Consider the following 17,757-nt stretch of genomic DNA (forward strand, 5'->3'; position numbering starts at 1 on the left):
TTCTAAATGAACTCAAAATTAAGAATAGAATCCGTTCTAAATGCAACACTATTGTCAAATGTGATTGTAACTATTGACGATTTTAATCTCTCGGTATTAAAGCTTAAAAAGTTTCCTGAAATTGAATTGCCTAACAATCGTAGGTTGGGACATTTGGTAGAAATAATAGTATCTGAACTTATCAAAGCTTCTGAGAATTATACCATTCTGCATGAAAATCTACAAATCATACAGAATAAAAATACTATTGGAGAACTCGATTTTATTATTAAGAATCTAGAAACACAAGAGATCATTCACTTAGAATTGGCTTATAAATTCTATTTGTTTGATCCGACACTTTCATCAAATGTAAAACATTGTTGGATTGGACCAAATCGGAAAGATGCCTTACATGAAAAGTTAGAAAAGCTACAACAAAAACAATTTCCACTACTCTATCATGAAATTACCAAGTCACATTTACCAAATATTCATATTAAAAATATAACTCAAAAACTGTGTATATTGGCGTATTTATTCGTTCCATATCAATACAAAGTACAACTGCATAATGATTATCAAGAGGCTGTAAAAGGTTACTATATGGACTTTGAAATGTTTAAGCAATTAGATCATCCTGAAAAAAATTATTACATTCCTACCAAAAAAGAATGGGGAATCAATCCTGCCACACATACAAATTGGTTTGACTTTCTAACCACAGAAAAAACAATTCTAGAAAATCTATCAGCAAAACATTCACTTTTATGCTGGCAGAAACAGGGAAGTTCTTTTGAAAACTTCTTTATTGTTTGGTGGTAGTTTTATAAAAATTAAGGTCTCAAATCGTATCCTGAGTCAATTTGCCAGCTTAAAAATTGAAAAAGTTTAGTAGATTTGAATACAATCAAATACACCGAGTAAATGTTTCTTTTTCCGCATTTTAATATTCTTAGTACACCGCTACTGATTCTTGTTATACAAGCGTTGATTTTAGTGGGACTTTTGTTAAAACGCTATGTAGAGAAAAAGAATGCTTCCGATGCTATTTTAGCAATTTTACTACTTGTAGTTTCCTATACCCAAATCTGCTATACGGTTGGTTTTATGGGTTGGTATGATACATTTAGAAATACAAAAATCAATTACTTTTTAATTCCTGCTGGCACTGCCATTGCGCCACTTATCTATTTCTATGTAACATCAATTACGAAGTCAAACTATCGATTCCAGAAACAACATTGGTGGCACTTTGCTATTCCAATTAGCTTGGTTGTTTACCGACTTGGCATTTTTACGTATGATGCTTTGCAACCAGGGTTCAATGAAACGCAAAATGGTCTTTTAAAAATTGAACTCGATGAACCAATTGTACAACCCATTTTAACCGTACTTGGTTTCTCTGTTATGTTACTCTATTTGGCATTTACAATTCAATTATATGTTAACTATCGTCAAAAGATAAAGCAGTATTTCTCTAATATTTTTAAGTTAGAATTGAATTGGATTCGAAACTTCCTGATTGTCTTTAGTGCTTTATTTATCTATAATTCTATACAAGATTTTGTCGGAAGTGTCATCATCGATTTAGGATACGATGAACGTTGGTGGTTGAATTTAGCAATGGCTATTTGTGCCATTTATATAGGATTGAAAGGCTATTTTACAGATACTACCAAACTCAATAAATTGGACTTTAGCTTTTCACCAAAGCAAATTTCAATTCCCGAACCAACAAAGGACGCTAAAAAAGAAATCTCAAACGCAGCAATTACAGCCATCAAAGAATTGATGGAGACCGAAAAACCATACTTAAATCCAGATTTAAATTTATCTGAACTCGCCAAGCAAGCAAATTTGACACGTGGACAGCTTTCTGAAATCATCAACAATGGATTTCAAATGAACTTCAATGATTTTGTAAATTCTTATCGCGTCAATGCCTTCAAAGGAATGCTCAAAGAAGGAAAACACAAACAATTATCGTTGCTTGGAATTGCTTACGAATGTGGTTTTAACAGCAAAGCAACGTTTAATAGAGTCTTCAAGAAACTAACAAACTTCTCTCCTACGCAGTATTTGCAATCGCAATCTAGTTGATTTATCTTTTTCTTAATTCGTTAATTTGTTCATTCAAAATAACTCTATTACTATCAACCAAAACTTCCAAGAGCGCAAGGGAATCTAACAATCCAACAGCAAAGCGTATCTGAGAGCACAGCGAGTCCATATTTCGACAAAAATAAGACGTCTCAAATCGTATCATAAGCCGTTTCTACACGTTTTAAGTCGCCTAGCAGTACATCATGTTGCAAATTTGTATCAAACAAAACGAAACAAATTTATGCATCATGAAAACGCTTAAAAATTACTTGATAAGACTTACAAATCCCATTACACAAAAACATTGGTTTGCCGATGTATTATTCGCGCTCATTAGAATTATCGCAGGTGTGATTCTTGCACTTGACTTTGGAGCCAGCAAGTTTGGAATGCCTTGGACAGAAGAAGGTCAAAACTTAAACTTATTTGAAGTTGCTGCTTGGTTTCCTGAAGATGTTGCCAACTATGGTGGAATCTTCGCATTATTTCCTGTATTCTTCGCTTGGATGGGCGCATTTAGTGAAGCTGTTGGCGGATTATTACTCGCCCTCGGATTGCAAACACGTATCGCTTCCTTCTTAATTATGTGTACCATGCTAGTTGCCATCTTTCTACAAAAATGGGGACAAGGAACATGGGCAATGCTTCCAGCCATGGGATTCCTTTGGATTGCTATTTACAATGTATACTTCGGATCGGGGCGTTTTGGACTCGATTATCTCACCAGTAAAAAAATAAAATCAATTTTTATGCAAAAATCACCATTGATCAATCTGCAACAACAGAAAGTATGACGATTACTACCGATGAAAATGTCATGGAAATAATCGCGAAAGAAATTAACGGAAATACCTTGCAATTAGGGCAAATTGAATGGATTGAACCATCACAAGCTACGATTACAATTGGAGCACCAAACCTTCGTCATGTAGAAACTGGAACGCATGATGTAACGAGAATCATCAATGTACATAACGACTATTTACAACTTACGGCACCTATTGGCACCATTATTTTAGAAGGAAAAACCAAAGAGTTTCGTTTAGGTGTAGAACTTGCCAATGTAGACGCTTCAAAATTAGTGGCAGAAAATGCTGTGATTAACATTTGGAGTTGGGGAAATGCCAAAGTGAATGTCACAAATACCTTAGATGCAGAAGTAAAAAACCGGGGAAAGCTTATCTATGTCAATTCGCCCAAAAAAATTAACAAGAAAACTCGAAAAGAAGGTCGCATTATAAAAGTGCAGAAACTTCTAATACCATAAAAATCCTACTGCTGAATGTATTCATTTTAAGATAAAAAATAACAATTCAAAAAGAAATAACTTCTTTGTTGTAGGTCCAAAAAAAGAGGGTTCTAAGTTTAGTTACGGATTTCCAATGATACCAAATGCTACTCGTAAAGAAAATTGGACCATTGGTACTAAAACATATAAAGTCAATGGTTTAGGGTTGCGAAAATTATTAGTCATTATCAAAAAAGAAGATGCAAATACTACCGTGAAATTATTTTAAAAAAAGACATCACTATTGAGATTAAAAAAGAGGCTTTTATAGTCTCTTTTTAACTTTTTCAAAAAAAAATTAAACCAATGCGCAAGTTTTTTGTCAAAACAACATCTTATACTAAAACCACAATCAATTTGCCTATTGCAGTAATACTACTTGATAATATTAAAACACCTATACCTTATGAAAAAGTATGTATTCCTATTTTCGATTTTAGTATGTGCCTGCGCTTCTGATGAAGAAGTATATACTGAAATTCCAGAAGAAAACATTGAAACACCAACAGTCCCAGATTCTAATATTGTGAACGGAATAGATATGTCTGACTATTTTTCAATCAATTTTAGCGATTTACCTAACTATAGTAATCCTGACTATCCAATTCATTACATAAACACGTTGGCTGACAATAATGAACCTGCAAACAATCAAGCAACAGATACAGGCGCTATTTTAGGAAGAATTTTATTTTTTGATAAGCAAATGAGTGTCAATAATACCATTTCTTGTGCAAGTTGTCACCAACAAGGAATAGCATTTACAGACAATAATCAGTTTAGTACAGGAATTGATGGTGTAAATGTTACAGCTGCACATTCGATGCGATTATTAAATGCTCGTTTTTATGAAGATGGATCATTTTTTTGGGATAAGCGTGCACAGACTTTGGAAGAACAATCTACCATGCCAATTATGGACAGTGTAGAAATGGGATTTGATGCAAGTAATGGCGGAATTGATGCCCTAATTACAAAAATGAATACGATTGAATATTATCCAGCATTATTTGAAATGGTATTTGGAGATAACGCTATCACACATGATAGAATTCAACGTGCTTTAGCGCAATACATTCGTTGTATGGTTTCTACCGATAGTAGATTTGATCAAGCATTTGCACAAGTATACAATCCGAATGCGCCTGGCGATGGTGTTGGGCAAAATTTCCCAGAATTTACAGCTGAAGAGAACTTGGGAAAACAAATTTTCACCACAAATCAAGGGAATATAAACTGTGCAACCTGTCATGAGCTGCCAACATTTGCTCTAAATGAAAACTCAAGAAGTATAGGCTTGGATGCTGGTGAAACAACTGTTTTTAAAGCGCCTTCACTTAAAAACGTTGGAACTTCTGCACAATTTATGCATGACGGACGCTTTAGCAGTTTAGCAGAAGTTGTAGAATTTTACAATTCTGGAATTCAATTAGGTCCATCGTTAGACAATCGTTTGATGCAAAACGGACAACCAAGGCGCATGAACTTAACACAAGCTGAAAAAGATGCTTTAGTAGCCTTTTTACGAACGCTAACGGATGAAACAGTAGTAAATGATCCTAAATTCGCTGATCCTTTTATAAATTAATTTTGTATAAATATATATCATAAAAAGTCTGTTTATATACACAGGCTTTTTATATTTGTAGCTCTTAACTTTTTAGCTATGAAATCCATTGATGTTGTCATTTTAACAGACAATCGTTACGTAAATCCTTTGGAGCGCGATGCATATATTGATAATGTATTGTTAGAAGACCAATTAGTGCAAGAAGCACTTGAAAAAGAAGGTTTAAAAGTTAAAAGACTTTCATGGGATGATGCTGATTTTGATTGGAATACAACCAAATATGCACTTTTTAGAACGACTTGGGATTATTTTCATCGTTTTGAAGAGTTCTCTGAATGGCTCGCAAAAGTTAGTACACAAACTATATTGTTAAATTCCGTAAAAATGATCTATTGGAATATTGACAAGCACTATTTACAAGATATCGCAAAAAAAGAAGTTGCCATTGTTCCAACGTACTTTATTGAAAAAGGAGATACACGTACACTTGCTGAAATACATGCAGAAACTACTTGGAAAGAAACGATTGTAAAACCATGTGTTTCTGGAGCTGCAAGACATACGTACAAATTGAACCCAGCAAATATTCACGAGTATGAAGCTATCTTTAAAGAACTCATTGCAAACGAATCCATGATGTTGCAACCTTTTATGCACCAAATCATGACCAAAGGAGAAGTTTCATTGATAGTCATCAATGGAAAATATACACACGGAATCTTAAAAAAGGCAAAAAAAGGAGATTTTAGAGTACAAGATGATTTCGGCGGAAGCGTTCATGAATATACACCTTCACAAGAAGAAATTGAATTTGCAGAAAATGCTGTAAAAGCCTGTATTGAACCGCCAATGTATGCACGTGTAGACATAGTGTGGGACAATGAAGATCAACTTGCGATCTCCGAATTGGAATTGATAGAACCCGAATTGTGGTTTCGCTTCCATAATGACGCAGCAACAGAACTGGCGAAAGGAATAAAGAGTTTATTTTAATTACGATTTAGTTTTGTACTCAACTTTTTGATCTGGAATCATATAAATACCTTGCAAATGCACTTGTCTTTCTTTTAAGTTTTGTGCAATCCATTCGGTATTGAGTTCCATTTTTTCAAAATCTTTCCAAATTCGTGTATCCTTAGCACAGCTGTACTTTCTACATACTTTCGGTCTATCGTTATAAATAGAGCAGCATTGTTTGTTTTCATCTAAATGTGTACAATAGCCAGTTGATTTTTGTCGGATGTAATACGGTTGTCCTAAATCCCACTTTGGCTTTCCACTTTCAATTTCATCTACAGACAACGCAAAGTTGAGTTTACAGCATACACCTTTACAAATGTGCATGCGCTCGTCGCAATTTACAGGTACAAAATCGTCTATTGCTGTTTCTTTTCCATCCACTCTGATCGCAATTCCTGCATGAAAATGTTCATGGCGTTCTACCGTTTCTTTCCGTACTTTTTGAACGACTTGTTCTAGTTTTTCTTTTTGAACTTTTCCATCGTCAATCAACGTAACAATCAAACCATATAAAAACGATTCTATTTCATTAATACGTTCTGCTTGCTGACTCAACGAACTATGCGTAAAATACCCTGAACGCTCCAATTGACGTTCCAATTCTTGTACAATTTTAATATCTTGGTTAAATGCGTCCATTATTCTGTATTTATTCTTTTTCTAAAATTCCTTTCAAACGTTCAATTTCCGCATCTCTTTTATCAAAATCTTGATAAAAAGTGATGGAAATATTTTTAATTTTTGAGATGTAGAATGCTGCGAAGTCTTTTACTCGGTATTGATAATCATTGCCAATCATAGCGCTTTTACTACCTTCATATTCAATAGCAGCATCTTCATTCAATAGTTTCAGTAATGCAGTCATAGATTCTTCCCCAAAAACAAAAAATCGACTACCCAATACACCTGCATCATCATCCTCATAGAGAAATCCCCAAGAATTACCAGATAAGCCTACACTATTATTATTTTCACGACTTGTAAGTGTCAAACAAGAAGCATAGCTATGGGCAATTGATTGATAATACTGTTTAGGTATATGTATTTTTTGGAGGAATAATAACTCGGCTATCTTAAGCTTGGTGAGATCATGAACAGTATCTATTTCTAAAATATGAAACAAAGATTCTTCATTTTTGCCTTCATTCCACAACTCCTTTATCAGTTCTTCATTTTCTGTCAAAAACAAATCACTGTAACTATTTTTTTCTATTTCCTCTATTAAATTTTTATCTGATGCTGACATGCTTTTTTGATTGTTATTTTTTGCACATGAGCTAATGAAAATCAGTAACAGTGCTATTATATTTACTTTAATTCTCCTCATTATCTAAATAAACAATATTTAAAATTAAAAGAAAAGTATTGCATTATCATAACAATTATCGAACATAACTTGCATCTTTGTTTACTAATTCTTTAGAAACATATCCTCTGATCAAATCTCCTGTCATGAATGCCGCTCTTCCATGTCTATTAAATATTAATCCTGCCTGTGTGGTACTCAATTGGACATGCAACCAATTTGATGAATCGTCTAAAACGGTCAATGAAGTTCCTGTTGGTAAATCTGCTAAAATTTGTGATGCTGCTGACTGTCCTGATCTTAAAGCTGCTAATGACGTATTATGTATCGTACCTGTCCATACTGCTGGTAATTGGATATTATCTTTTCCTGCTGTTTTATCGGCATTCCATACTTGCGCAGCTTTCATAAAAGTTGAAGTTGGTACCGCTTTCGATTTTACTTTAAAAGGAAGTCTTGTAAATACACCTTTAGCATCTGTTCGCCAGCCCCATTCTACAGATCCATAATACATTCCTTCCTGATTTCCATCAATAGCTAATGCTGCTGTTTCAAATAACTGTTCGGCATTAGTTCCCCTAGCTGTCAACTTTGGTGCATCGTGTAATTCTGCATCTTTTGATTTCCATACCTTCCCAGATTTGTAACGATAGCCATGTTCTCCCCAGCCTTTGTAATTTAATCCAGAATAACTGGAAGCAGCAATCTCGGCTGCAGTTAGTTTCTTAACAGGGCTAGGCGTTCCTGCTTGTGCTAGTTCTGTATCTTTATCTGAAATTTTTCCTGTAGCATACAGCGGATTTCTATATCCTGCACCTGAATGTTGATCGATATGCATTCCTTGATCTGTACCCAATGTAGGAGAACTAATAGGTTGTGCATCTCCACTAGTAATAGATCTTGTTCCTACAGTAGGATTTATATTTATTGGCTTCCCTCCACTTTTAATAGAACGAACTGTTTGTGTAAGCCCAATAAGTTTGGCATCTACATTATTGCCTGGCACAAATTTCATATACATATCTACTCCTACTTCTTTTCCTGCCGAATTTTTTAACGTTGTGTATGATTCATCCTTAAATTCTCCATAATCAGTAGCTACCATCTGCACCACATTACTCTTAGCCTGCGCAGTTCTTACCGAGTTTCGCATTTCCAAGCTTGCTGAACGGTATTTTGAAATGGCTTCTCCTTTAGCTGCTTTGCGTCCAAAAGCATCTGCTTCGCTTTCCAAACTTTTATCGTCATTCACCATGACTCCTTTTTGCAATACTTTGGTCGGTTTTACTACGCCTGCTCGCTGTTGTGCAATATGTGTAAACTCATGACCAATTAAATTTTGACCCGAAGTAGATTCTGGATTAAATTCACCTGGTGCAAAATGAATTTGTTCGTTCTGTGTATAAGCACGTGCATTCATTTGAACCGCTTTCTGAGAATCTTTATGAATTCCTACATCAGAAAAATCTTGTCCAAACGAATTTTCCATATTGGATTGTAATTTGTTTGGCAAGCTATTATTTCTTTTTCCAGCTGTGGAAGGTGGCGAAAACTTTGTAGTATCACCAACAGGTTTTATAAAAGAACCTTTATCCTTTTTTTGAATGATATTTTTAGTGCCTTTATCCTGTTGATTCGGTTGTTTTTCTGTTTTCATTTTCTAAATTTATTAACTAACTATTGCAGTATTTTAGTGACAAACACACTTCGTTCCCTTTCGTTGTATGAGTTGAGCTATTTCTTCTGTCGCATCAGACTGCTTCTCCACTTTCACACTTAATTTTCTTAGGTGATTTTACATGCATTAATTACGATTACAAAGTAGCTATTAATCAAAAAATAGCATAGGGGAAAAACACTGTATTTCCTATCTTTTCTTTACTATTCATGAAATATTCACGTACTTTAGGTACTAAAAGTGACAAAATCTCTAAAAATTGATTCATTGTGATTAAAGTAGATCGAAATAAAATACCAAAGCCAGATTTCTTTTCCTCCAAAGAATATGAACAGCTACAACAAGAAATAAATGATTTTTATAGTTTACATAAAAATTCGCGTGCGCAACGTACGTTTAGTGTAGGTTATATACCAAGCGAAGTTTCTGATACACTGGCAGAACTTTTTGATCATAAATGTGCGATGTGTGAATCTACCCTACGAAGAGGAAAACCAGGGTATGAAAGCTATTTGCAACGTTTTCGTCCTAGCAGCTATACTCAAGGGTTTGATAGTAAAGAAATATCAGAAGATCATTATTGGTGGCTTACTTATGAATGGGAAAATTTATATATGATTTGTCACGCCTGTCAACGTTTTAAATCAAATGTATTTCCTGTAGAAGGTAAACGTGCTGCGATGAAAACACCGTACGTTCAAATTGCAAAAAAGGAAAATGCTTATTTAATTGATCCTTGCAACGAAGATCCAAATGACTTTTTTGATTTCGATCTAGAAAAGTTTGAAATCATTCCTAAAAGTGCTTCAAATTACCCTGATTTTTTACAGAATAGCCAACAGTTTTCAACGCAAATTGAAGCCAATAAACAACGAGCAGAAGCAACCATTCAAATTTTAGGATTGAATCGTTCCGATTTAATTTATGGACGACAAGCTGTTGCACATAGCATACAAAAAAATGCTGATGATTTATTAAATGGAGCAAAAAATTCACAAGAAATAGCCTTAGAATGGAATAAAATTTTAAAAGGGAATTCTAATGGAAATCATTTAGCACTATGTACTGCAATTATCAATAAACTTTTAGAAAATCAAGAACTCTATGATAGAGTTTCTAGCTTAGTAGATTCAAAAGATTCCTATTTTAGTCAAACTCAACAACAGCAACAAATACAGGAGCAAACACCGCCAAGTCCAACTGCTCAACAAAACATAAATATAAAAGGAAGCTCCAACATCAAAGGAGGTAGCATCTTTGAATCTATATCTTTTCCACTAGAAGAAACGGAAGAAGGCTATACAAGAGATAAAACAAAACCTCCAAAAGTCAAAAAGGCAATTTTTCAACAAAAAGACGATGCTTATTACAAAAGCATTCTCAAAAATGTATATCTCGATCGCATTGAATTGAAAAATTTTAAGTGTTTTTCCAACTTAGCACTTCAATTGCCAAGTTATGCGGATGATACTAGCGAAGAACCTTGGTTGGTTTTTTTAGGTGAAAATGGTGTTGGAAAAAGTTCTGTCCTCAAAGCCATTGCAATTGCATTGATGGGACAAGAATATTTGGATGTTCTTGGTATTACGGTAAAAGATGTCTTAAAGTACAATACCTATAGCGGATACATTAAAGTATATGGAAAAGGGAATGAAGAAGTGTATAGTGTCACTTTCAGCAAAAAAAAGAATGAAATCAAAGCCAGTATTGAAAAACCACCAGCGTTTATTATTGGCTATGGTTCTACACGTTTGTTACCGATTGGAAATTTACAACCCGAAAAAGATCATCCGAGTTATTTAAAGATCAAAAACTTATTTGATCCTTCGGTTTCCTTATCAAGTGCTAAAGAATGGTTCTTAGCTACCAATCGTAAAACCTTCAATCAAGTATCTAAAACGCTGAAAAACTTATTGTTGCTAGACGATTTAGATTCCATTAAAAGAAGTCCGAAAAAAGGTGAAATTTATATTAAATACCATCAATCTGGCGATAATATTAATATTGATCATTTAAGCGATGGATATAAGTCCATTTTTGCTGTGGCAATTGATATGATTTACACCCTTTCGCAAGAAAACATCGTATACGAATTGGCAGAAGGAATTGTGTTGATTGATGAAATTGGTACACATTTACATCCACGTTGGAAAATGGAAATTATTGAACGTTTGCGCAATACATTTCCAAAAATTCAATTCATTATTACGACACACGAACCTTTGTGTTTACGTGGTTTGAAGGAGAATGAAGTTGTGGTTTTAAAACGTGATGATGAGAATGTAATTATTGCGATTAGTGATTTGCCTGATCCAAGCACCTTACGAATTGATCAATTGTTGACTTCGGAATATTTTGGATTGAATAGTACGATGGATTCTAAAACCGAAAAGGAATTTGAACGTTATTATGAATTACTAACCATTGAAGAAACCGACAGAACTGAATCTGAAATTAAAGAAATAGAAGCCTTGCAAAAAGTGCTTCCACAGAAAAAACGTTTGGGACAAGATGCCCGCGAAGACTTGATGTATCACGCTATTGACGAGTTGTTAGCAAAGAAAATGAAGAGTAAAAAACTCAAGATTATTGATGATGATATTAAAGAAAAAACCATTTTAAAAGTACAAGATATTTGGAAAAATATCTCCGCAAAAAATAAATTATGATTTTCATTGATAGAACTTCGGTTGAAACTCCAGAGATTCTAAAAGATGGAAGTGAAAAACTGGAGAAAGAATTAAAAGCAGCGATTGAGCATTATACAGATCCTGAAAAGCGAAAAAAGGCTTATAAATTCAAAGTGTATAGCCACGCAAAAGTAAAAGAAGCTTTGATTGAAATGGGCAAAGGAAAGTGCGCCTATTGCGAAAGTGATATTTTAGCAACGTATGTTGGTGATATTGAACATTTTCGCCCAAAAGGAGAAATTGAAGAATTAAAAGCTACTGGCAATTCAAAACCATGTTATTATTGGTTGGCTGCCGATTGGGAGAACTTGTTATTTTCGTGTAGAAACTGCAATCAGAAATCCAAACAAGTCACAGCTTTTGTTGATGAAGCAAAAAGTATGGGAAAAATGAATCAATTTCCTTTATTTGATGAGTCGAAACGTGTACGTTCGCATGAGGATGACATAGAAGAAGAAGAAAAAGTACGTTTATTGCTAAATCCGTGTATCGAAAATCCAGAAGACTATTTTAAATATGATATTGAGTCAGGCGTAATTCAGCCCAAAAAACAAAAAGAATTTCTAAAACAACGTGCATTATCGTCTATTAAAGTATTTGCATTGCAACGTGTTCCTCTAGTAATGGAGCGTGAAAAAAGAGCCATTCTTATCAGTGCACAAATGCAACGTGTAGAAGAAGCTTTTGTGAATTATAATGATTTCATTGACGATCCGGAACGTTCCGAACGTTTTGCCAAAGTACTCCAACGCGAAATGGAAACTTTACAAAGTTTTTTAGAACCAACTCAAGAATATTTAGGCCTAGCCAGACAAATGATTGGGCATTTTATGAAGAAAAACTTTCAAGTGGATATCAATGCTGCTTGACTTCAACTCCGCTCAGTCTGCGCTATGTTTGCAATAAAGTTGGTTATAATTAAAAAAACATCACTTAGGCTAGGCTCAGTATACTCAATATTTTTTACTAATACATAATACGTAATTACGAATGAAGTGAAGTAATATGTTTCAAAAAAATTAGTATTGCATTTATAAAGACTAACGTCGTTAACTCCTTGTAGTGACGTTTCAAAAATTTAATACAAGTTTAAAGATTAATTCATAATCCTTACCATCAACTCTTTCAACAAATCACCATTAGATAAATTTGTTGCACCAACTCCTTTACTTTTGACATCCATTTCTCGTAAGGTTGCCACAATACCACTCACTTTTTTCATCGGATAGTTGCGTGCCGCTGCTTGGTATTCTTTTACAAAATATGGGTTGATTCGCAATGCAGAAGCTACATTTCGAGGATTTTGATCGCGCAAACCGTGATATTGTAATAATTGTGAGAAGAAATTAAACAACAAAGAAACGGTAACTACTGTAGGATTGTCTTTTGGATTTTCCGCAAAATAAGTAATGATCCGGAATGCCTTTTTTACATCTCTATCGCCAATGGCTTTTCGGAGCTCAAAATTGTTGTAATCTTTGCTAATTCCGATGTTTTCTTCAATAATTTCAGGTGTGATTTCACTTCCTTTGGGTAAAATCAACTGTAGCTTTTCAAGTTCATTATTGATTTTACTCAGATTCGTTCCTAAAAACTCCACCAACATTTGTGCGGCTTTCGGTGTAATTTGATACTTTTTCCCTGCTAAGACTCTGCGAATCCAATCGGCAACCTGATTTTCATATAGTTTTTTACTCTCGTAAATAACGCCATTCTTCGCAGCAGCTTTGTAGATTTTTTTATTCTTAGCAATCTTCTTGTATTTATAACAAATCACTAGCACCGTTGTAGGTTGCGGGTTTTCAAAATAGGTTACTAGCTTATCAATCGTACGTGATAAATCTTGTGCTTCCTTGACAATCACTACCTGACGTTCTGCCATCATTGGATAGCGTTTTGCATTTGCCACAATATCATCTACAGAAACATCGCGTCCATACAATACCATTTGATTGAAGCCTTTTTCTTCTTCTGCCAACACTTTATCTTCAATATATTCCGCAATCTTATCTACATAATAGGCCTCTTCACCCATTAAAAAATAAATAGGTTTAATATTTCCTTTCTGAATATCTACGACAATCTGTTTAGCTTCTTCCATTCTATCTTACAAATGCGAAATTGTATTGGTTTTCGATGCACGAATCCTTAGTTTTGTGCCATGGAACCCTTGAATTTTCCAAAATATACATTCCGCTTCAAAAATAAGGAAAATAAAATCTATATTTTTGATGCTATTCGGAAAAAATTTGTGGTGTTGACTCCTGAAGAATGGGTTCGACAACACACAGTACAATTTCTAATTCAAGAAAAAAACTATCCCATAAGCTTGATTAACATTGAGAAAGAACTTATATATAACGATTTAAAAAAACGATACGACATCGTAATTTTTAATTCGGATGGAAGTATTTTTTTGGTGGCAGAATGTAAACGTAGTAAAGTAAAAATTACGCAGCAAACCTTTGATCAAATTGCACGTTATAACATGATTTTGAATGCAGAATACTTAATGGTCACCAACGGATTGCATCATTATTATTGCACGATGAATTATGAGGCACAACAGTATCATTTTTTGAGAGAAATCCCAGATTATACAAATTCCTAAATAAAGAAAAAGCTATTTTATTTAAAATAATTCTAAATAAACTTTCATAAAGAATTATTAGATAGTAACTTTGCGGAAATTTAATCATTAAGATAATTTAACATACAATTGATGAGAAATACACTATTAGCAATTGCAACACTCTTAGTTTTTGTTGCATGTAAAAATGATAAAAAAGAAAATACAAATACTGAAGAGAAAGCAAAAACTCAAGAAGTAAATGTATACACACACAGACATTACCCGGCAGATCAAGAATTATTTGCTGCTTTTGAAAAGAAAACTGGTATCAAAGTAAATGTTGTTAATGCTAAAGCAGACGAATTGATTCTTAAAATGACGCAAGAAGGTGAGCAATCGCCTGCAGATGTATTAATAACAGTTGATGCTGGAAGACTGGTTAGAGCAAAAGATAAAAACTTATTGCAATCCGTAGCATCAGAAAAATTAGATAAAATCATTCCATCAAACATGCGTGATGAAGATAATCAATGGTTTGCATTGACTAAACGTGCGCGTGTGATTGTGTATGCAAAAGATCGTGTACAACCAGAGCAATTATCTACGTATGAAAACTTAGCGGCTGATACCTGGAAGAATAAAATCTTAATTCGTTCTTCTGGAAATATCTACAATCAATCCTTAATGGCTTCAATCATTGAACATAACGGTGAAGAAGTTGCCAAAACTTGGGCAGAACAAGTAGTTGGAAACATGGCACGTTCTCCACAAGGAAATGATAGAGATCAAGTAAAAGCAATTGTAGCTGGCGAAGGTGATGTTGGAGTTGTAAACACTTACTACATCGGAAAATTATTAAACTCTAAAAATCCTGAGGAAGTAAAAGCAGGAAATGGCGTTGGTATCTTTTTCCCTAATCAAGAAGACAGAGGAACACACATTAATATTAGTGGTGCTGGAGTTGCTAAATATGCTCCTAACAAAGAAAATGCCATCAAGTTTATTGAATTCTTAGCGAGCAAAGAAGCACAAGAAGTATTTGCAAAAGCAAACTACGAATATCCTGTAAATGCCGAAGTTCAACCTTCTGAGTTGTTACAATCGTGGGGAACATTTAAAGAAGACAATATTGCACTTTCTATTTTAGGAAAGAATAACAAAAAAGCTGTGATTGTCTTTGATGAAGCTGTTGGAAATAATCGTAAATCTCGATTAGCGAGTACAATTTGAATATCAAAAAGTTAAAAAATATTAAAAGAGATTGGAATAAATGGTCAGTGACAACATTGATCATTATTTCTTTTATTGCCATTCCAATTCTTACTATTTTCTTTCGATTATTTTATGGTCCTGGTGAAACTTGGGATCATATCGTAAAGAATTTATTGCTTGACTATTCCTTAAATTCATTGTTCTTAATTAATGGTTGTACCATTTTAACGCTTGCGTTTGGTGTTTCGTCAGCTTGGATTGTGAGCCGCTACTCTATTCCATTTCAAAAATACTTGGAATGGATGCTAATTCTTCCTTTAACGATTCCGTCATATATTACCGCGTATGCCTATGCTGGCTTTTTTGACTATGGCGGATCTTTGGAATTACTCTTAGAAAGTGTTGGAATATCTGGCGTAAAGCTAAATATCACTAATATTTTTGGACTTATTTTTATACTGAGTGTTTCTTTGTTTCCTTATGTATACGTAAGTGCACGTGCTGTGTTTTTATTTCAATCTGGTAGACTGATAGAAGCTTCTAAAAATTTGGGCGTTGGCGAACGAAAAACATTTTTCAAAATCGTATTACCAATTGCACGACCAGCCATTATTGGTGGACTCATTTTAGTGCTCATGGAAGTTTTAAACGATTATGGAGCTGCTAAATATTTTGGAGTAAATACCTTTACTACAGGAATTTTTAGATCGTGGTTTTCTTTAGAAGAACCTGCTACTGCTGTATATTTAGCCGCTATCTTACTAGTAATTGTTTTTGCTATCATTTATTTTGAAAAATTACAACGACGCAATAAAAACTATGCAATTACAACCAAAAGCGATATTAAAACACCCAAAATAAACCTTAGAAAACGTACGCGATTTGTATTATCTGCAATAGTCTGTATTCCTGTTTTCTTTGGGTTCATTTTACCATTTTTACAATTGGTATATTGGAGTTTTTTAACGTACACAGAAGTTGCCTCTGCTTCTTTTTTTACAATAGCTTTGCAAAGTTTAGGCATTTCATTACTGGCTGCATTTTTAACAGTGTTCATTGCTATCATACTGATTTATGTACCAAGATGGAATCGGATTTCATGGTTAAAAAACAGCTCAAGTATTGCTATTATTGGTTATGCCATTCCTGGAGCTGTGATTGCGATTGGTATTATGATTCCAACATTGCAACTTGACAAATGGCTGATTTCTACAATAAAAGAATTATTTGACACCAATGTTGGTTTAATTATCAACGGAACAATCATCGTGCTTTTATATGCATATATCATTCGCTTTTTAGCCGTAGCCTACAATCCAATAGAAGCCAGTCAGCTAAAAATTGGAAAATCACTTTCAGAATCCTCTAAATTACTCGGTAAAGGAAATCTATATACCTTTTTTAAAATAGATTTTCCATTGCTAAAAGTAGGTTTACTAAGCGCCTTTATCCTTGTTTTTGTGGATGTAATGAAAGAATTGCCACTGACACTCATATTGAAACCGTATGACATCAATACATTGGCTGTAAAATCGTATGAATACGCTAGTGATGAATTAATTATGGAAGCCTCTTTACCTTCGCTGTGCATTATATTTACTGGAATTATTCCAATCATTTTGTTGAACAAATTAATTTTGAATAATGATAAAAAATAAAAAAGTAGAAATCTTTGAAGGTGATAGAGCCACCAATTACGATAATTTTGTTCGTCATTTTTTTCCAAATTATGAGTTTGTAATGAATAGTATTCCTCAATTATTAAAAGGCATACTTTCATCTGTAACGACTCCTAATATTCTTGTGGTAGGTTGCGGAACAGGAAATGAAACGAAAAAAATAGCTGCTTTTAATGACGAATGGAAAATTGATGCGTGTGATCCTTCTGAAGAAATGATAGCTATCGCAAAAGAAAAATTAGCTGCTTATCAAAATGTTAGTCTGCATACTTGTACTGTAGAAAATTTACCGACTAACAAATCGTATGCAGCCATTACACTGTTTTTGGTACTGCATTTTTTATCTGATGATGGAGAAAAAGAACAGCTATTACAAGACATTTATAATAAGTTAACAATTGGAGGAACGTTTGTATTATTTGATATTTGTGGAACACAAGAAGAATTGGAACAACAGTATGATATTTTAAGTCACACATTCCCTTATAATTGGTCACGAGAAGAAAAAGAAATGCGTAAAGAACGTATTTTAAATGTATTGAACGTAATCAGTGAAGATCGATTGAAGTTTTTATCAGAAAAAGTAGGTTTTACGAGTATTGTAAAATTTCATCAATCAACAATTTCTAGCGCTTGGATACTCACTAAAAAATAGAA

At 33.9% G+C, this 17,757-nt stretch carries 17 protein-coding genes; 13 read left to right on the plus strand and 4 right to left on the minus strand.

Annotation, left to right across the window (positions count from 1 at the left end):
- Positions 1-6: 6 nt before the first annotated feature.
- From MK119_RS03365 to MK119_RS03395, 7 genes are all read left to right on the plus strand, one after another.
- On the plus strand, positions 7-804 hold the full coding sequence (locus MK119_RS03365; RefSeq protein WP_290670889.1) for a DUF1853 family protein: 798 nt from the start codon (positions 7-9) through the stop codon (positions 802-804).
- A 102-nt stretch (positions 805-906) separates the two neighbouring features.
- Positions 907-2,082 (plus strand): AraC family transcriptional regulator, encoded by a 1,176-nt coding sequence (locus tag MK119_RS03370; protein ID WP_290670891.1) that lies wholly within the window; start codon positions 907-909, stop codon positions 2,080-2,082.
- Between the two features lie 251 nt (positions 2,083-2,333).
- Positions 2,334-2,879, plus strand: coding sequence for a DoxX family protein (locus MK119_RS03375; RefSeq protein ID WP_290670893.1), 546 nt, complete (start codon positions 2,334-2,336; stop codon positions 2,877-2,879).
- Positions 2,876-3,352, plus strand: a complete 477-nt coding sequence (locus MK119_RS03380; RefSeq protein ID WP_290670895.1) for a DUF2807 domain-containing protein — start codon at positions 2,876-2,878, stop codon at positions 3,350-3,352. Before MK119_RS03375 ends, MK119_RS03380 begins: the two co-directional genes overlap by 4 nt.
- Before the next feature lie 115 nt (positions 3,353-3,467).
- Entirely contained in the window at positions 3,468-3,602 is a 135-nt protein-coding gene (locus MK119_RS03385; protein WP_290670897.1) for a hypothetical protein, read from the plus strand.
- Positions 3,603-3,779: 177 nt separating this feature from the next.
- On the plus strand, positions 3,780-4,961 hold the full coding sequence (locus MK119_RS03390) for a cytochrome c peroxidase (protein ID WP_290670899.1): 1,182 nt from the start codon (positions 3,780-3,782) through the stop codon (positions 4,959-4,961).
- Positions 4,962-5,039: 78 nt separating this feature from the next.
- The gene (locus MK119_RS03395) at positions 5,040-5,936 is read left to right on the plus strand and encodes a hypothetical protein (protein WP_290670901.1); all 897 of its coding nucleotides are present in this window, start codon (positions 5,040-5,042) and stop codon (positions 5,934-5,936) included.
- Here the strand turns inward: MK119_RS03395 and MK119_RS03400 are convergent, their stop codons facing one another.
- The 3 genes from MK119_RS03400 to MK119_RS03410 form a co-directional block, all read right to left on the minus strand.
- On the minus strand, positions 5,937-6,602 hold the full coding sequence (locus tag MK119_RS03400) for a YkgJ family cysteine cluster protein (RefSeq protein WP_290670903.1): 666 nt from the start codon (positions 6,600-6,602) through the stop codon (positions 5,937-5,939). It abuts the gene before it with no gap.
- A gap of 10 nt (positions 6,603-6,612) precedes the next feature.
- Entirely contained in the window at positions 6,613-7,209 is a 597-nt protein-coding gene (locus MK119_RS03405) for a hypothetical protein (protein WP_290670905.1), read from the minus strand.
- 136 nt (positions 7,210-7,345) lie between these two features.
- Positions 7,346-8,926, minus strand: a complete 1,581-nt coding sequence (locus tag MK119_RS03410; RefSeq protein ID WP_290670907.1) for a DUF4157 domain-containing protein — start codon at positions 8,924-8,926, stop codon at positions 7,346-7,348.
- Positions 8,927-9,216: 290 nt separating this feature from the next.
- Here MK119_RS03410 and MK119_RS03415 point away from each other — a divergent pair, with 290 nt between their 5' ends.
- Both MK119_RS03415 and MK119_RS03420 read left to right on the plus strand, forming a co-directional pair.
- Positions 9,217-11,616, plus strand: coding sequence for an AAA family ATPase (locus MK119_RS03415; RefSeq protein ID WP_290670909.1), 2,400 nt, complete (start codon positions 9,217-9,219; stop codon positions 11,614-11,616).
- Positions 11,613-12,506 (plus strand): hypothetical protein, encoded by an 894-nt coding sequence (locus MK119_RS03420; RefSeq protein ID WP_290670911.1) that lies wholly within the window; start codon positions 11,613-11,615, stop codon positions 12,504-12,506. Before MK119_RS03415 ends, MK119_RS03420 begins: the two co-directional genes overlap by 4 nt.
- A 227-nt stretch (positions 12,507-12,733) precedes the next feature.
- Here the strand turns inward: MK119_RS03420 and holA are convergent, their stop codons facing one another.
- On the minus strand, positions 12,734-13,738 hold the full coding sequence (gene holA / locus MK119_RS03425) for a DNA polymerase III subunit delta (RefSeq protein WP_290670913.1): 1,005 nt from the start codon (positions 13,736-13,738) through the stop codon (positions 12,734-12,736).
- Positions 13,739-13,798: 60 nt separating this feature from the next.
- On the opposite strand from holA, the gene MK119_RS03430 reads away from it, so the two are divergent.
- From MK119_RS03430 to MK119_RS03445, 4 genes are all read left to right on the plus strand, one after another.
- Positions 13,799-14,248, plus strand: coding sequence for a type I restriction enzyme HsdR N-terminal domain-containing protein (locus MK119_RS03430; protein WP_290670915.1), 450 nt, complete (start codon positions 13,799-13,801; stop codon positions 14,246-14,248).
- 111 nt (positions 14,249-14,359) lie between these two features.
- Positions 14,360-15,439: a Fe(3+) ABC transporter substrate-binding protein gene (locus tag MK119_RS03435; protein ID WP_290670917.1), complete on the plus strand. Its 1,080-nt coding sequence runs from the start codon at positions 14,360-14,362 to the stop codon at positions 15,437-15,439.
- Positions 15,436-17,079, plus strand: a complete 1,644-nt coding sequence (locus MK119_RS03440) for an iron ABC transporter permease (protein WP_290670919.1) — start codon at positions 15,436-15,438, stop codon at positions 17,077-17,079. The genes MK119_RS03435 and MK119_RS03440 overlap by 4 nt, the downstream gene beginning before the upstream one ends.
- The gene (locus MK119_RS03445) at positions 17,066-17,755 is read left to right on the plus strand and encodes a class I SAM-dependent methyltransferase (protein WP_290670921.1); all 690 of its coding nucleotides are present in this window, start codon (positions 17,066-17,068) and stop codon (positions 17,753-17,755) included. Before MK119_RS03440 ends, MK119_RS03445 begins: the two co-directional genes overlap by 14 nt.
- Positions 17,756-17,757 lie beyond the last annotated feature (2 nt).

The organism is Kordia sp., from assembly GCF_022447245.1.
In the GTDB taxonomy this organism is placed as follows: domain Bacteria; phylum Bacteroidota; class Bacteroidia; order Flavobacteriales; family Flavobacteriaceae; genus Kordia.

What these genes read in the sequence shown, in the direction of transcription:
- MK119_RS03365 (WP_290670889.1), top strand. Translation starts at nt 7, where the DNA reads ATGAACTCAAAATTAAGAATAGAATCCGTTCTAAATGCAACACTATTG.
- MK119_RS03435 (WP_290670917.1), top strand. Translation starts at nt 14,360, where the DNA reads ATGAGAAATACACTATTAGCAATTGCAACACTCTTAGTTTTTGTTGCA.
- MK119_RS03385 (WP_290670897.1), top strand. Translation starts at nt 3,468, where the DNA reads ATGATACCAAATGCTACTCGTAAAGAAAATTGGACCATTGGTACTAAA.
- MK119_RS03445 (WP_290670921.1), top strand. Translation starts at nt 17,066, where the DNA reads ATGATAAAAAATAAAAAAGTAGAAATCTTTGAAGGTGATAGAGCCACC.
- MK119_RS03410 (WP_290670907.1), bottom strand. Translation starts at nt 8,926, where the DNA reads ATGAAAACAGAAAAACAACCGAATCAACAGGATAAAGGCACTAAAAAT.
- MK119_RS03395 (WP_290670901.1), top strand. Translation starts at nt 5,040, where the DNA reads ATGAAATCCATTGATGTTGTCATTTTAACAGACAATCGTTACGTAAAT.
- MK119_RS03420 (WP_290670911.1), top strand. Translation starts at nt 11,613, where the DNA reads ATGATTTTCATTGATAGAACTTCGGTTGAAACTCCAGAGATTCTAAAA.
- MK119_RS03430 (WP_290670915.1), top strand. Translation starts at nt 13,799, where the DNA reads ATGGAACCCTTGAATTTTCCAAAATATACATTCCGCTTCAAAAATAAG.
- MK119_RS03370 (WP_290670891.1), top strand. Translation starts at nt 907, where the DNA reads ATGTTTCTTTTTCCGCATTTTAATATTCTTAGTACACCGCTACTGATT.
- MK119_RS03390 (WP_290670899.1), top strand. Translation starts at nt 3,780, where the DNA reads ATGAAAAAGTATGTATTCCTATTTTCGATTTTAGTATGTGCCTGCGCT.
- MK119_RS03375 (WP_290670893.1), top strand. Translation starts at nt 2,334, where the DNA reads ATGAAAACGCTTAAAAATTACTTGATAAGACTTACAAATCCCATTACA.
- MK119_RS03380 (WP_290670895.1), top strand. Translation starts at nt 2,876, where the DNA reads ATGACGATTACTACCGATGAAAATGTCATGGAAATAATCGCGAAAGAA.
- holA (WP_290670913.1), bottom strand. Translation starts at nt 13,738, where the DNA reads ATGGAAGAAGCTAAACAGATTGTCGTAGATATTCAGAAAGGAAATATT.
- MK119_RS03400 (WP_290670903.1), bottom strand. Translation starts at nt 6,602, where the DNA reads ATGGACGCATTTAACCAAGATATTAAAATTGTACAAGAATTGGAACGT.
- MK119_RS03405 (WP_290670905.1), bottom strand. Translation starts at nt 7,209, where the DNA reads ATGTCAGCATCAGATAAAAATTTAATAGAGGAAATAGAAAAAAATAGT.